This is a genomic window from Tunturiibacter empetritectus (assembly GCF_014201375.1).
GTDB lineage: Bacteria > Acidobacteriota > Terriglobia > Terriglobales > Acidobacteriaceae > Edaphobacter > Edaphobacter lichenicola_D.
Genome location: NZ_JACHDZ010000007.1, coordinates 96,186 through 110,330 on the forward strand (window position 1 = coordinate 96,186; position 14,145 = coordinate 110,330).

At 60.9% G+C, this 14,145-nt stretch carries 15 protein-coding genes; 2 read left to right on the top strand and 13 right to left on the bottom strand.

Features of this window, described 5'->3' with window-relative positions; genetic code table 11:
• Positions 1-140 precede the first annotated feature (140 nt).
• The 5 genes from tmk to HDF10_RS18210 form a co-directional block, all read right to left on the bottom strand.
• Positions 141-815, bottom strand: coding sequence for a dTMP kinase (tmk, locus tag HDF10_RS18190; RefSeq protein ID WP_183815948.1), 675 nt, complete (start codon positions 813-815; stop codon positions 141-143).
• A 292-nt stretch (positions 816-1,107) separates the two neighbouring features.
• Positions 1,108-1,464 carry a hypothetical protein gene (locus HDF10_RS18195; protein ID WP_183815950.1) on the bottom strand — a complete coding sequence of 119 codons (357 nt, stop codon included), beginning with the start codon at positions 1,462-1,464 and terminating at the stop codon, positions 1,108-1,110.
• Positions 1,465-1,816: 352 nt separating this feature from the next.
• The gene (locus HDF10_RS18200) at positions 1,817-2,653 is read right to left on the bottom strand and encodes a response regulator (RefSeq protein WP_183815952.1); all 837 of its coding nucleotides are present in this window, start codon (positions 2,651-2,653) and stop codon (positions 1,817-1,819) included.
• A gap of 57 nt (positions 2,654-2,710) precedes the next feature.
• Positions 2,711-3,706 carry a UDP-3-O-(3-hydroxymyristoyl)glucosamine N-acyltransferase gene (gene lpxD / locus HDF10_RS18205; protein ID WP_183816218.1) on the bottom strand — a complete coding sequence of 332 codons (996 nt, stop codon included), beginning with the start codon at positions 3,704-3,706 and terminating at the stop codon, positions 2,711-2,713.
• Between the two features lie 246 nt (positions 3,707-3,952).
• A complete protein-coding gene (locus tag HDF10_RS18210; RefSeq protein WP_183815954.1) occupies positions 3,953-4,492 on the bottom strand; it encodes a DUF6982 domain-containing protein in 540 nt (179 codons plus the stop codon).
• Between the two features lie 217 nt (positions 4,493-4,709).
• Here HDF10_RS18210 and HDF10_RS18215 point away from each other — a divergent pair, with 217 nt between their 5' ends.
• On the top strand, positions 4,710-6,632 hold the full coding sequence (locus tag HDF10_RS18215; protein ID WP_183815956.1) for a CCA tRNA nucleotidyltransferase: 1,923 nt from the start codon (positions 4,710-4,712) through the stop codon (positions 6,630-6,632).
• A 305-nt stretch (positions 6,633-6,937) separates the two neighbouring features.
• Entirely contained in the window at positions 6,938-7,534 is a 597-nt protein-coding gene (locus HDF10_RS18220; RefSeq protein WP_183815958.1) for an NADPH-dependent FMN reductase, read from the top strand.
• 76 nt (positions 7,535-7,610) lie between these two features.
• Here HDF10_RS18220 and HDF10_RS18225 read toward each other — a convergent pair whose 3' ends face one another.
• The 8 genes from HDF10_RS18225 to HDF10_RS18260 form a co-directional block, all read right to left on the bottom strand.
• Positions 7,611-8,438, bottom strand: a complete 828-nt coding sequence (locus HDF10_RS18225; RefSeq protein WP_183815960.1) for an isocitrate lyase/PEP mutase family protein — start codon at positions 8,436-8,438, stop codon at positions 7,611-7,613.
• Positions 8,439-8,478: 40 nt separating this feature from the next.
• Positions 8,479-8,673: a copper resistance protein CopC gene (locus tag HDF10_RS18230; RefSeq protein ID WP_183815962.1), complete on the bottom strand. Its 195-nt coding sequence runs from the start codon at positions 8,671-8,673 to the stop codon at positions 8,479-8,481.
• A gap of 23 nt (positions 8,674-8,696) precedes the next feature.
• Complete coding sequence (locus HDF10_RS18235; RefSeq protein ID WP_183815963.1) at positions 8,697-9,470, bottom strand: cytochrome c oxidase subunit 3; 774 nt, start codon at positions 9,468-9,470, stop codon at positions 8,697-8,699.
• A 35-nt stretch (positions 9,471-9,505) separates the two neighbouring features.
• Entirely contained in the window at positions 9,506-11,347 is a 1,842-nt protein-coding gene (locus HDF10_RS18240; protein WP_183815964.1) for a cytochrome c oxidase subunit I, read from the bottom strand.
• Positions 11,344-12,123, bottom strand: coding sequence for a cupredoxin domain-containing protein (locus HDF10_RS18245; protein WP_311732816.1), 780 nt, complete (start codon positions 12,121-12,123; stop codon positions 11,344-11,346). Before HDF10_RS18245 ends, HDF10_RS18240 begins: the two co-directional genes overlap by 4 nt.
• A gap of 43 nt (positions 12,124-12,166) precedes the next feature.
• The gene (locus tag HDF10_RS18250; RefSeq protein WP_183815966.1) at positions 12,167-12,382 is read right to left on the bottom strand and encodes a hypothetical protein; all 216 of its coding nucleotides are present in this window, start codon (positions 12,380-12,382) and stop codon (positions 12,167-12,169) included.
• 85 nt (positions 12,383-12,467) lie between these two features.
• The gene (gene pdxT, locus HDF10_RS18255) at positions 12,468-13,130 is read right to left on the bottom strand and encodes a pyridoxal 5'-phosphate synthase glutaminase subunit PdxT (protein ID WP_183815968.1); all 663 of its coding nucleotides are present in this window, start codon (positions 13,128-13,130) and stop codon (positions 12,468-12,470) included.
• 337 nt (positions 13,131-13,467) lie between these two features.
• The gene (locus HDF10_RS18260) at positions 13,468-14,043 is read right to left on the bottom strand and encodes a TetR/AcrR family transcriptional regulator (protein ID WP_183815970.1); all 576 of its coding nucleotides are present in this window, start codon (positions 14,041-14,043) and stop codon (positions 13,468-13,470) included.
• Between the last annotated feature and the right edge of the window lie 102 nt (positions 14,044-14,145).

Here is a 14,145-nt window from a genome sequence, read left to right on the forward strand (position 1 = left end):
CCGGTTCGGGTGGGGCTTCGAGGGTGGGGGGAGGGGTGGTCATTGCGGCTTCTTATCTGTCTTAGATGTTCTCTTAGACGAGGAGAACACAGTTCTGCGGGCTGGGGGGAGCAGCATTGACGAGGTGGAAAGAAGCGGGATCAGGCTTCGGCGTGGTCGAGTCGAGAAAGGACGATCCTGCGGATGATCTCTTCGATGTGGTCGATGGAGGCGTCTTCGCGGATGGTTGCGACGCGGTGAGGTTCTCGGGCGGCTATCTCTTCGTACTTCTCGTAGATGCGGCGGTAGAAGTCGTCGGACTCGCGCTCGAATCGGTTTTCGTCGGTGCCTTGCTTTTCGACGTGGCGCTGGTTGCGGCGGCGGGCGCGGCGAAGGGAGGACTCGAGCGAGGGAAGGAGAAGGAGGGTGAGGTCGGGCTGGAGGTTGTCGCAGGCGGCGGCGTGCATGGCGAGGATGCGCTGGCTGCCTAGCTGGCGGCCTCCGCCCTGGTAGGCCTCGGAGGAGTCGGTGTAGCGGTCGCAGAGGATGATGGAGCCCGCGGCGAGGGCGGGAAGGATGACCTCGGCGATTGACTGGGCACGGTCGGCGAACATGAGGGCCATCTCGGCGGCGGGCGCGATGGGCCCGAGGGAGGCTTCGGAGCGGGAGTCGAGCAGGATGCTGCGAATGCGGTCGCCGAGGACGGTTCCGCCGGGCTGGCGGAGGGTGACGACGGTGCGGCCTTTGGACTCTAGGGAGATGGCCAGGCGGCGTAGTTGAGTGGTCTTTCCGGAGCCGTCGAGGCCTTCGAAGGTAATGAAATATCCGCGCGGCATTGTCTTCAGCTTATCCCAGATGGTGATGGGGAGAGTTCGGGAGAAAGTATTGGCCAGTCGATCCCGAGAAGGATTATTATGTTGCGCGCTGCGGAAAGCGAGTGCAGCAGAGGGCCCTAACGTATGATGATGGTCGTGATTTTTGCAATGGTCTTTGTGCTTCTGGCATTAGGTTTGGTGATTACGCTGATGATTCGATCTCACGGTCGCGAGTTTCATGGCAGACAGCTGAGGGCCGGGAGTGAGACACACGGAGTGAAGTGAGCCTGCCGGGCTCGAATGGATGATGGGTCTACCTGGCGCTGGTGACGGTGGGCGCGGGTTGCCAGGTGACTCCGGTGGTCGTAATGGCGATGGCTAGGGGACCTTCTGCACCTTCTTTGAGGAAGGGGCCGTCGGACTTGTGTTCCTGATGGGCGCTGTCGGTGTATAGAAGCTTGGTGGGACCGGAGCCGAGGACCTTGAAGCGATAGTGAAAGTCGGCGCCGGTGGCGAGGTTTTGTGTGCCGAAGCTGGCGCTGGGGTAGTCGACTTCGAGGAGCTCGATGGGTTGGCCGGTTCGATTGCTGACCGTGGTCTCAACGTAGGGGGAGTGGCAGCCGGTGGCGGTGAGGCTGGTGAGAAGGGCGAGCACGAGCAGAGAACGCATAAGGTTCAAGGGTATCAGGGTGTCGTTGACCCGTTTTCGAGTTGATGCGCCAGAGCCGGTTGATTCGAGCAACTTTCATGAAGGTGTAGTTTGAAAATCCCTCCTGAATTGCATGTCTACGACTTGATCTAATTCCAGGAAGACAAGCAGAGACAAATACGGGGTCTCTCCGCTCCGCCGTGCGATGAGACAGCACGTCTCCGGTCGAAATGACGCATCTGTAAAGTCTTTGAAGTCAAAAGACTCTGGAGTCGCGCCCCCCAACCAGGCCAACACCCACACGAATTTGCTCGAGCCTTAGCCGTCAATGTGCCGAGAGGCCTAAGCAGCCGGCTAAGGTCCTAATTGACGTTTAGAGGAAGGGGAGGAGTTCGGAGGTTCGGGTGGGGGGCTTGTCTAGGATGCGGGCGGTGAGGACGGCTCCGGAGCGGTTGTCGTGCAGGGTGATGGGGAAGGCGAGGACGCTCCAGGTGAGTTGGGGTTCCTGCGGGCGGGGCTGGGCGAGCAGGCCGCGATGGGTGCGGTCGATGTAGGTCTCGCGGGTGAGGCAGACGGTCTGGAGGACGTCGCTCCAGTCGCGCATGAAGGGACGCATCTCCTGGAAGACGCTGCGGCCGATGAACCATTCGCGGGGCTGACCTAGGTACTCGGCTACGCTGTCGTTGCAGTATTGCCAGACGCCTTTTTCGTCGAAGATCTGGACGAGAACATCGGTGCCGATGGCCATGGCGATGCGGGAGTAGAAGAAGTCGCGGGCGTCGACGACTACGGGTGCACCGCGACGCTTGGCTTCGAGAGAGCTGAGGGCGTCGAGAAGGTCTTCGACGGAGCTGTGGCCCTTGAGGAGATGCATGTCTTCGACGCCGCCGAAGTAGCGGTCGATGGTGGCCGAGAGAATGATGATGGGGACGTGGGGCCGCCGGCGGCGGAGGAGGGCGGCGACTTCAGTGCCGAACTGGCCGGCTCCGAGATGATAGTCAAGGACGGCGATGTCGATGTTGTTGAAGAGGTCGGTGGCCTCTTCGATGGTGGAGGCGGGGACGCACTCGTAACCGTGCTGGCGCAGGATGGCGGAGCGGAGATGGAGATTGGTGGGTTCGTCATCGAGCAGAAGGACGCGAACGGGTTGGGTCGTGGTGCTTTGCATCTCGTTCGAGCCGTTGCGGAGACTTTCGGGAGGTTCCGTCATGTCCTACCCCCAAGTACGTCTCTGATTTATATACGACGAGGGTCACATGGTGGATGGTTATTTTAGTTTTGACTTTATGTCGCGTAGTAGTTCGGGCAGGCGGTTGAAGAGGGCGACGGAGCGAAGCCATTGGCGGTTGTCGATGGCGGGATAGCCACTGACGACCTTTCCCGGGGCAACGTCGTTGGGGATTCCGCTCTGGGCGGTGGCGATGGCTCCGTCGCCTATGGTGCAGTGGCCGGCGACGCCGACCTGTCCGGCGAGGATGACGTTTTTGCCGATGATCGTGGAGCCGGCAAGGCCGACCTGGGCGCAGAGGAGCGTGTTCTCGCCGACGGTGGAGCCGTGGCCGACCTGGACGAGGTTGTCGATCTTGGCTCCGGCGTGTACGCGGGTTTCGCCGATGGAGGCGCGGTCGATGCAGGCGTTGGCCTGGATTTCGACGTTGTCTTCGAGGATGGCGGGGCCGGATTGGAGGATCTTGTACCAGCTGCCGTCGGATTGGCGGGCGAAGCCGAAGCCGTCGGCTCCTACAATGGCTCCGTTCTGGAGGGTGACGTTGTCGCCTAGCTGGCAGTGTTCGCGGACGATGGCGTGGGCGTGGGCGAAGAGGTTGTCGCCTATGCCGGCATGGGAGTAGATGACCACGTGGGGGAGGATGATGGCGTTGTCGCCGATGGTGACGTGATCGCCGATGACGGCATAGGCGCCGATGTGGGCGTTGGTGCCGATCTGCGCGGTGGGGGCGATGGCTGCGGTGGGGTGGATGCCGGGGGCGTAGGTGGGCGGCTGATAGAAGAGCTCGATGGCTCGGGCGAAGGCTAGGTAGGGGTTTTTGAGACGGAGGGTTGCGGCGGGGATCTGGGGGAAGTCGGGTTCGACGAGGACGGCGGTGGCCTGGGTGGTGTGGGCGAGGGAGGCGTACTTCGGGTTGGCGACGAAGGCGAGGGCGCCGGTGGTGGCGCTTTCGATGCCGGCTACCTGTGTGATTTTGGCGGCGGGATCGCCGTGCAGGCTGGCGCCGAGGTAGTCGGCCAGTTCGGCCAGGGTGATGGAGCTGGTGCGGGGTTGCATGGTGTGGATTGTAATGGAACGGGCTGGGGAGAGCGTGCTGTCCTGCCGGACGGGCGCCCTGCGCGGGCGGCGGGCGTTCGCACGCCTTTTTAGAGCTTCGCGTGGTCCTCTCGATGTCGGAATGAGCGTCATTCGGGACCATCGGGAGCGCTGGGCAAAGCGGTATACCCGTCACGAAGTGACCGCGCTCCGCGTAGGAGGCCCGTCCGGCGGGACAGCTTGGGTTTAGTTGGGGCGGGTGTTGGGTGGGATGAGGTTGGTGAAGAGGTCCTCCTGGAGGCTGGGGACCGATGAGGCTGGGAGGGGCTTGCGGCGCGAGGGGGTGGTGATGACGGCGAGAAGTTGGAGCTCGGTGAGGGAGGTGCGGGGGACGAAGATGCGCTGGGTGTTGGAGCGGACGTCGGGTGGGGTGAGCTGGAGGCCGGTGTCGTTGATGAGGTCGTCGGCGAGGGTCGCGTCGATGGGGGCGAGGCCTTCGAGGAGGTCGCCGGAGCGGAAGGTGAGGCGGAGCCAGAGGCCTTCGGTGCGGGGCTTGGCGAGGAAGGTTCGGCGGGTGAGGCGTTCGGGGTTGGCGGTGTCGTGGAGGTTGTATTCGCGGACGTAGCAGATGTGTTTTATGTCATTGATGGCAAGGGAGATGACACGGCCTTCGAGGTCGAGGAGGTCTACGATGCGGTTGCGCGTGAAGCCGGCGAGCGGCAGGTAGCCGGGGAGGGTGTCTCCGGTGAAGCGGCGGACGATTACCTTCTTGTGCGCTGAGGACATAAGGACTCGCGGATTGTCGCATACCAGGGGTTAGAGCAACGAAAAAGGTGCAGTTGGAGTAGTCAATTCGCTAATGCTGTGTTACATTGGCCTTTTGCGTTTACCTGTGCTCACCATTATAAACGCTTGATTCGTCGGAGCTTAGCCTGGCAGTAGAGGGGGCTTCGATGGGTTGCAGCGGTCCGGTTTGAACCGGCTTGGAGTAAAAGTACCAGTTATGGCTGACTACATCTACCTGCTCGAAAATCGTCTCTCTCAAGCGCAGCGTGACTCGCTGCTGGCAGTGCGTGAAGTGGCTCGCGCCAAAGGACTTACCGTGTTTCTGGTGGGGGGCGCGGTGCGGGACATGACCAGCGGATCGCCGGTGCGGGATCTGGATGTAGTGGTTCAGGGAAATGCCCTCAAGTTGAAGAAAGATTTAGAGAAAGCTCATGCCGTAATCACTGGTGAGAACGAAGCCGGCCAGGCGTTGTTTGTGCGGTTTCCCGGTGGCGTGCGGATGGAGATTGGCAGCACGTTGACGGTGACTTATCCGAAGCCGGGTAAGCCGGTGGTGAAGGCTGCAACGATTCTGGACGACCTGCGACGGCGGGATTTTACGGCAAACGCGATGGCGCTCTCGCTGAACGACGGTTCGTATGGCCTGCTGATGGATCCGTTGAACGGGGTGGCGGACATTGAGAATCGCGAACTGCGGCTGGTGAGCAACTATGGGTTTATCGAAGATCCGGTGAGGATGATTCGTGCTGCGCGGCTGATGGCCCGGCTGAGCTGGCAGATGGATGAGAAGACCCAGGCACGGTATGAGACAGGGAAGCAGGAAGGGTATATCTCGGCGATGGGGGAGTTTCATCGCGGGTATGAGACCGAGGAGATCTTCCACGAGGAGGATCCGCTGCGGGTGCTGCGCAAGCTTGAGGCCGAGGGGTGGATGAAGAATCTGTTCCCGGCACTGTCGTCGGCCAAGGCGAATGTGACGGAGCTGGAGAAGCTGCGGGATGTGCAGTCGCAGTTGCAGATGCAGGGGATTCATCCTGAGACGGCGGCGGCGAACTTTCCCTACCTGACGGCGAAGATGGCTCCGAAGGAAGTGGCGGCGCTGAAGAAGAGCTTTGCGCGGCAGGGGTTCGTGCACGAGATTGAGTCGCTGGAGGACGAGGCGAAGGCGTTTGCGGCGGAGTTCTCGGGCAAGGGCGCGGCGTCGCCTTCGCAGGCTTGGAAGCTGTTGCACTCGGCTAAGCCGGAGTCGATCCTGTGGGTGGCGCATACGTCGAAGAACGCTGGAATTCAGAACAAGTTCAAGGGATTCTTTACCGAGTGGGCTCATGCGAAGCAGAAGCTGCCTTATGTGTTGATGCAGGAGATGCGGATTGTTCCTGAACTGTCGGGGTATGGCGAGCTGCTGGACAAACTTTTCTTTGAGCTGATGGATGGCAAGCTGGGAACGGTTGAGGAGATGAAGGCTTATCTTGAGCCTTACTCGCCGCCGGCTCCTCCGCCGCCGGTGCATCTGCGCAGGCCGCGGGTGGCGAAGAAGGATGCCAAGCCGGCCAAGAGCCGCAAGAAGGCTGCTGCAGTGGATGCGAATGGCGATGCGGAGGCTGTGGCGGTGGCGGAGACGAACGGGGTTCAGGCGAGTGCTGCTGCTCCTGCTAAGAATGGCGTGGCGAAGGCTGCTGTGCCCGTGAAGGCTGCTGTGCCGCTGAAGACTACTGCGCCAGTGAAGGTTGCAGCCCCGGTGAAGCTTGTTGCGAAGAAGGCTGCACCTGTCTCTAAGGCCGTTGCTCCGGTGAAGGGTAAGGCGGTTGCCAAGGATCCGGTGAAGGTTGCGGCCAAGAAGGTGGTGGCTAAAGCTGCGGTGAAGAAGGCCCTCGTGAAGACTTCGAGCAAGGCGCCGGTGAAGAAAATTGTAAAGGCTGTTGCGAAGAAGGCTCCGGTAAAGACCGTGATTAAGAAAGTTCCCGCGAAGGTTGCGGCTAAAGCTGCTGTGAGGAAACATGCTCCGGCAAAGAAAGCAGCGCCGGCGAAGAAGACGGCGGCAAAGGCTGTTCCTGCGAAGAAGGCTGCTGTGAAGCATCAGCCGGCAAAGCATGCACCTTCAAAGAAGGCAGTGAAGACTGCTCCGAAGAAGCGCCGCTAAGGGTCTTCGGCGCCGGTTGGATGTCAGGAAGATATTTTGAATGTTTGCGCGGAAGGGTCGGAAGGTTTTGGATGGATGGAGACCTTCGGGATCCTTCCCCTTCGACAAGCTCAGTGTCAGGATGACAGCTGGAACGGCAACAGCGACAGGGCGAACGGCAACGACAATAGCAACGACTAGAACAACAGCAACAGCAGCGACTGTAACAGCGGCTAAAACAGCGGCATGGGTTTGCTGGAGCGTGTAATTTCGACCGTAGTTCTGCTCTCCGTTGCGTGTGGACGCATCTCATGGGTTCGAGGTGAATGTTCATGGTGGTTGCGGTGTTGCTGGGATCGGTGCGGAGTGATCGGATGGGCGATCGGGCTGCGAAGTGGGTGATTGCGGAGCTGGAAAAACGGGGGCACAAGGCGGTACTTGTCGATGCGGCGGAGTTGAAGCTGCCTTTGCTGGACAAGATGTGGAAGGAAGTTAAGAAAAATCCTCCGGCGAAGTATAAGAAGTTGCAGGAGAAGCTGGCTCCGTTGGCGAAGCTGTATGCGCGTGCGGATGGATTTTGCATCGTGAGCGCGGAGTACAACCACTCCATTCCGCCGGCGATGACGAATTTGATCGACTATTTTCTGGAGGAGTATATCTTCAGGCCATCGGCGATCGTGTGCTATTCGGGCGGCCTATATGGTGGAGTGAGAGCGGCGATGCAGTTACGGGCGTTGCTGCCTGAGGTGGGGATGACGACGATTCCTTCGCTGCAGCCGATTCCGTCGATTGGGAGCTCGCTGAGCAAGGAGGGCGTTGCGCTGACGCAGGAGTTGGCGGAGAAGAGCGGAAAGTTTTTTGATGAGTTTGAGTGGTATATGCGGGCGATGAAGGCGGAGCGGGCGAAGGGTGTGCCTGCTTAAAACTTATCCGCATCACTTCACTTCCTGTGTCGCGAAGCTTTTGCGATGGTTTTGAGTGAGTGTAGACGTGAGTACGTTAGTGCTTGGGTTCGGTCATGTAATGGGCCATCTCTGCGCTTGGGATGGCGTCCGCTGCGAAGCTGAAGGTGCCCTGGTCTTTCACTTCGCGGGCCGCTTTTAGGAATGCGCCGAATGCGGCTCGGGCGAATGCTCCACCTACGCTGATTCTCTTGACACCGACGGCGGCTAGTTCTTCTACGGAGAAGGTTGCTCCTTTGAGACCCATCAGGACGTTGACCGGTTTGGAGACAGAGGCACAGACCGTTCGAATGGCTTCAAGGGTGGGGAGTCCGGGTGCGTAGAGAACGTCGGCTCCCGCTTCGTCGAAGGCCTGGAGACGGCGGATGGTGTCGTCAAGATCGGGTTTGCCGTGAAGAAAGTTTTCGGCTCGTGCGGTGAGGAGGAGTTGATGGCGATGGGCCGCTTCGGATGCTGCCACAATCCGATCCTTGGCCGCCTGCAGTTCGTAGATGGGATTGGACGGATCGCCGGTAGCATCTTCGATCGATGCGCCGACCAGTCCGGTGGCAGCGGCAAATCGAATGGTCTCCGCACAGCTATCAGGGGAGTGGCCGAATCCATTCTGGAGATCTGCTGAGACGGGGAGGGTGGTGGCCTCTGCGATCTCGCGTGCATTTTCGAGGATGTGCTCACGAGTGAGCTCTGGAGCGGAGTCCTGATATCCGACGGAGAAGGCATAGCCGGCGCTGGTGGTGGCGAGGGCTTCGAACCCGAGTGCGGCGAGGATCTTTGCGGTACCGGCGTTCCATGGGTTGGGAATAACGAAGGCTCCCGGGCGCTGATGAAGCGCTTGAAACGCCTTGTATTTTTGGTCGCGTGTCATCTTTGTAGTTCTCGCTGGGGGAAGAGATCTGAAGGTCGAGCTAGCGGTGGCGTTTGAAGAGGAAGAGGGAGCCAACGAAGAGGCTGCTGGCCGTTGCGGTTAACAGAATGATGGCGTGGCGATAGGCGGCCTGGGTTTTGGGAGGGGTGGCGGCGGTATTGTCCTGGCATTGCGTGCAGCCTTGGGCGAGGGTTGGCGCGGGGGTGAGTGACGCGGCGAAGAGAATACATGCCATGAGAGTTCTTCGTGAGGTGCGGTTCATTGGAAGAAGACGAGGAGGGTGAAGAGGAAGAGCCAGAGGAGGCCCATCGCGTGCCAGTACCAGGCTGCGCCGTCGACCAGGATCTGGCGGGTTTCCAGCTGGCGGGAGACGTAAAGGCCGGTGAAGGCGGTGATGAGACCCGCGATACCGAGGAAGAGGTGGACCGCGTGGACGCCGGTGATGAGATAGAAGAAGTGGCTGCTTTGGTTGGTCTTGAAGAAGATGTGCTGAAGGGCGAGCTGACGCCAGGCGATCCACTGACCGACGAGGAAGAGGATGCCGAGCGCAATGGTAGCGGAGAGCCAGGGCAGGGCGCGGCGGGTGATTGGCTTGCCCAGGCCCAGCCACTCGTCCATGACGTCGGTCTCGCGGAACATGTTGCGACGGGCGAACTCGATGGCGGCGGAGCTGAGCATGAGCACGGCGGTGTTGAGCCAGAGGATGGGCGGGATGGTGGTGGGGAGCCACTCGTTGACGTAGTGGTTGTAGGCGTCGAAGTGGCCGGTGGACTGGTTGACGAAGAAGGTGCTGACGATGGCGACGAAGAACATGAGATCGCTGGCCAGGGCGAAGAAGAGGCCCATGCGGTAGCGATGGAGGCGCTCATAGGGGCCGCGGCGACCGTTGGGGCGATCGTTCCAGTTGTCGTTGTCTCCACCGCCGCCGGTGCGCTTGTCGGTTGGTGGACGTCGGCCTGAGCCGTTGTCGTGGTCTTCTACGCGGCGTTTTCGTTCCTGCTCGGTTTTATTGGGAGTGATGGTTGCCGGCATGAAGTTGCCCTCTGAGTGCACGCGTATTGGACAGCTTACTCCGGTTTTGTGTCTGTGACGTCTTCGATTTCATCTTGCTCGAATGGGATGGGCGCCCATTGTGGCAGGAACGAAATTTCAACCTGGTTGGATTGATATTGGCATGGAGCACGGTGTACGGAGATGTCTGGTGTATCGGATGCGGGTAGTGGGGGGAAAGGATTCATGGTTGGGTGCCATTCAAGCGTGGTGGCTTGCCATGGGTTAGACGAGGCAATCTTTCCTTTGCGCAGGCTGCGGGCGAGATTGAAGAGAAAGATCAGCTGCGCGGTGGCAAGGAAGAGGGCGGTGTAGGTGATGAAGCGGTTGAGCGGGAGGGTGTGGGAGAGGAGAGCTCCGGCGGGACTGAGGGAGCCGCCTGGGCCGGGAATTCCGGTGAGCTGGGCGTAGTGGCGGGGTTCGCCGGCGAGACCGGTGAGGTGCATGGGAAGGAAGACGGCGTAGGCTCCGAGGAGGGTGCACCAGAAGTGGAGGTGGCCGAGGCGCTCTGAGAGGAGGCGGCCTGGGTGGTGGCTGGTTGCGGTGAGGAGGGGGAACCAGTAGTAGGTCGCGGCGTAGAGGCCGAAGATGCCGGCCATCGCCATGATGAGGTGGAAGTGGGCGACGACGAAGAAGGTGTTGTGGAGGTACTCGTCGAGTATGGGCTGGGCGAGGATGGGGCCGGTGAGGCCTCCGGTGAGGAAGAGGCTGACGAAGCCGAGGGCGAAGAGCATTGGGGTTTTGTAGCTGGGCCGGGAGCGCCAGATGGTGGCGAGCCAGCTTAGGACTTTCGCTGCAGCCGGAAGCGCGATGGCCATGGTGGAGATGGAGAAGGCGGAGCTGGCGAAGGGGTTGAGGCCGGCTACGAACATGTGGTGTCCCCAGAGCAGGATGCCGAGGAGGCCGATGAGGAGGGTGGTGGTGATCATGGTGCGATAGGCGAAGACGCGGCGGTGGCTGAAGTTCGCGAGCAGCATGGAGGTGAGGCCCATGCCGGGGAGGATGGCGATGTAGACCTCGGGGTGTCCGAAGAACCAGAAGAGGTGCAGCCAGAGGAGGGGGCTGCCGTTGCCGCCCTGGTGCAGGATGCCGTTGACCAGATCGCCGGTGGGGAGGAAGAAGCTGGTGCCGGCGTGGCGGTCGCAGAAGAGGAGCAGGAGGGCTGCGAGCAGGACGGAGAAGGCGATGATGCTGAGCAGGGCGGCAGTGAACCATCCCCAGACTGTGAGGGGGAGACGCTCCCAGGTCATGCCGTGGCAGCGATTGCGGACGATGGTGGTGAGGGTGTTGATGGAGCTCGCGGTGGAGGCTATGGCGAAGAGCCCGATGCTGGTGAGCCAGAGGTCCATGCCGAGGGCCTGGCCGGGGCCTGAGCTTGGGATTGCGCTGAGGGGTGGGTAGGCGGTCCAGCCGGAGATGGCTGCTCCGCCGGGGACTAAGGTGGAGCTGAGGAGCGTAAGTAGCGCGGCGGCGGTGAGCCAGAAGCTGGCGGCGTTGAGGGCAGGGAAGGCCATGCTGCGAGCGCCGATCTGGGCGGGGAGGATGAGGTTGCCGAAGCCGGCCTGGGGCGCGGTGGTGAGGACGAAGAAGAGCATGATGGTGCCGTGGATAGTGACGAGCGCGAGGTAGTCTTCGGGGAGGATGGGGCCGTGGAGGGGGAGAGGCCAGTCGGGCCAGACGAGGTGGATACGCATCAGAAGGGAGAGGAGGGTGCCGATGACTACCGAGAGGAGCGCGAGGACCAGGTACTGGATGCCGATGACTCGGTGATCGGTCGTGAAGAGGGCTGCGCAAAGTCTTCTTCTTGTGGCGCTTGTGGAATGCGGCTGCGCTGGCGGGGTGTTGAAGGGGGGAGTCATGGGGCTGCCTTTTGTTTTGCGGCTAACCAGGATGCGAATTGGTCTGGGGGGAGGATGAGGAGTGTGGCGTTCATGCGGTAGTGGCCGAGGCCGCAGAGCTGGGTGCAGAGGATGGCGTAGGTGCCGGGGGCGGTGGGAGTGAAGTGGAGGTGGATGGTCTGGCCGGGGACGGCGTTCTGCTTGAGGCGCATCTCGGGGATGGAGAAGCCGTGGATGACGTCCTGGGCGCGGAGGCGGAGGTCGACCTCGCGGTTGGCGGGGAGGACGAGCTGGGAGGAGACGAGGTCGTCGGCGGAGTGCGGGTCGGTTGGACTGAGGCCGAGGGGGTTGCCTTCGCCGGGGGCTACGAGGCTGGGGTGGGTGAGGCCGAAGGTGGCGTCGGGACCGGGATAGCGGAAGTACCAGGCGAACTGGACTCCGGTGACCTCGACCTGGAGGGCTGAGGGGGAAGCTCCGGTATAGCGAGAGGAGGCCCAGAGGCGCTCGGCCTTGAGGGTGAGTGCGGCGAAGAGGAGGGCGAGGGCGGCGAGCGGAAGGTACTCGATGCGCCAGAGGCGCGTTGGTTCGGGATGGCGGCGGGCGAGGAGGCCGATGAGGAGGATGAGGTGGGCGAGGGCGAGGAGAGCGAGGGCGATCCAGAGGTTGAGGAGCAGGTGGTGATCAAGGGCGAGGCCGTGGGCGCTGGCGTCTCTGGGTAACAGCCATGGGCTGCGGATTGCGGCGCGATCGAGCCAGAGGCTGGGAAGGCAGGCGCTCGTAAGGCGGGAGCAGATCACCTATGCAGGATATCTTGTCCGCGAGGTGAGAGGAGAGAGTGCCTCAGCCTAGCTTGCCGAGGAGGAAGGCGTAGAGGATGACGAAGACTATGGCTGCAGCCATTCCGACCAGAAGAGGGGCGAGCATGTCTACGTCGACTTTGGTGTCGACTGCATTGGCTATGCTGTCTAGCTGCGTTTTTTTGCCGGTGAAGAGAAGGAACTGACCTTCGGATCTTCCGTTCTTGAGGACATCCGTCTGGACGGGGCTGGAACTCATATACGAATGTTAGTTACGACGGCGTAAAGAAATCGTAAAGATTTGGCCTAGATGCGGGATCCGTTAGCGGCTTTGGGGTCTGATTTCAGGGACTTGTGTTTTCAAAGGAGCCAACGTCTGAGATGGCTTTGGACAAGGTCGAGGAGACGAGGTCCAGGAAGAACTGGTGGACGCGGGGGTCGTGGCCGAGCTCAGGGTGGAAGGTTGCGGCGAGGAGATGACCCTGGCGGACGAGGACGGGGAAGTCGTCACGGGTGGCGAGGGTTTCGACTTGGGGTCCGGTGCGGGTGATGCGGGGGGCGCGGATGAAGACCATCTCGAGGGGCCCGCCGGGCAGTTTGGTAGGGGCGGTGAGAATGGTGGAGTCCAACTGACGGCCGTAGGCGTTGCGCTCGACGGTGATGTCGAGGGCGGCGAGGGAGATCTGAGCAGGATTCTGGACGTCGTTGGCGAGGAGGATGGCTCCGGCGCAGGTGCCGAAGGTGGGGAGGGTGCGGACAAGGGTGGTGAGGGAGTCGAGGAAGCCGTTGCGCTCGAGGAATTTGAGCATGGTGGTGGACTCGCCGCCGGGTATGATGAGGCCGTCGATGCTGGGGTGGCCGTCGGGGGTGAGGAGCTGGTCGGGGGTTCGGATGAGCCTTGTGGTGACGCCGAGGGTGGCCAGGGTCCGGGCATGGGCCTCATAGGCGCCCTGGAGGGCCAGGATGCCGAGGGTGGGTAGATGTGGCGGTGCTGGTTGCTGTGTCATGTCTCCCTCCCCCTGGATCTTATGTATAAAGTATCTGTTATGAATGACTTAAGGTCTGATCGAAATTGCAAAGTATTATAACGAAAAGACTTGCTGGCAAAGTATTCTTGCGGAAGGAGTTAGATTGCTGTGGGAGGCTATCGTTCCTTTCTGCACGGTCGTGACTGAGATACTTGCCTGTCTTAAGTATAAAGGATTGGATCGCCTCGATACGCCAGGCGTAACTGTCGGTTATCGAAGGGTTTATGGGGAGTTGGGGCTTGACAGTTGGTTTTCCCGGCATATTCTTCGGGGTACTTACGTTTGGCGTCTGGCACTGCCAAGTCGACCCCAAAACTCAAAAGCTTTGTAGGAGAAACTCTCTTGCGCTCGCCAGCACTTTCTCGCGCATCGCGGGCTCCGGCAGCATGCGAGCGATTTCAATGGCTCCGATCATGGTTGAAAAGATGGAAAAGAAAGCTCGCTCCTTGTCCGCAGTTCGCCGGCCTGGCATAAACGGAAGCATTCGACTCTTGTATTTCACTAGTTCCCCAAGGATCGGGGCCTTCATCGCCTTATCGGCCCGCGCCAACTCAGGCGCAAGAGCCGTCATCGGACACCCATACTCCGGATGATTGCAAAACTCCAGACTCAGGTATGCCTTCACAATCGCCTTCCACGCTGTTCCGGGTTTGGACTGCTTCGCGACGTGAGCAAGACGGTCGGCCGTTTCCTGGAATGCCTCGGTCACCGACTCCATCAGCAGTTCGTCCTTGCTTCCGAAGTGCTTGTAGAAGCCTCCGTGGGTCAGGCCGGCATCTCTCATCACGGCTGAAACCGCGGCGCCGGTGATTCCTTCGGTGCGAACGCGGCGTGAGGCGTCTTTGACAATCTTCTGATGGACTTCGCCTTTGTGCTCTGGCCGATAGCGCATGACGCATTATAAGATGTCGGCGATCATCTCACAGCTCAACCAATCCCGCAGATCGTTCGAAGAAATTCTGAGTCCATAGGATGACGTCTATAATCCCATGTG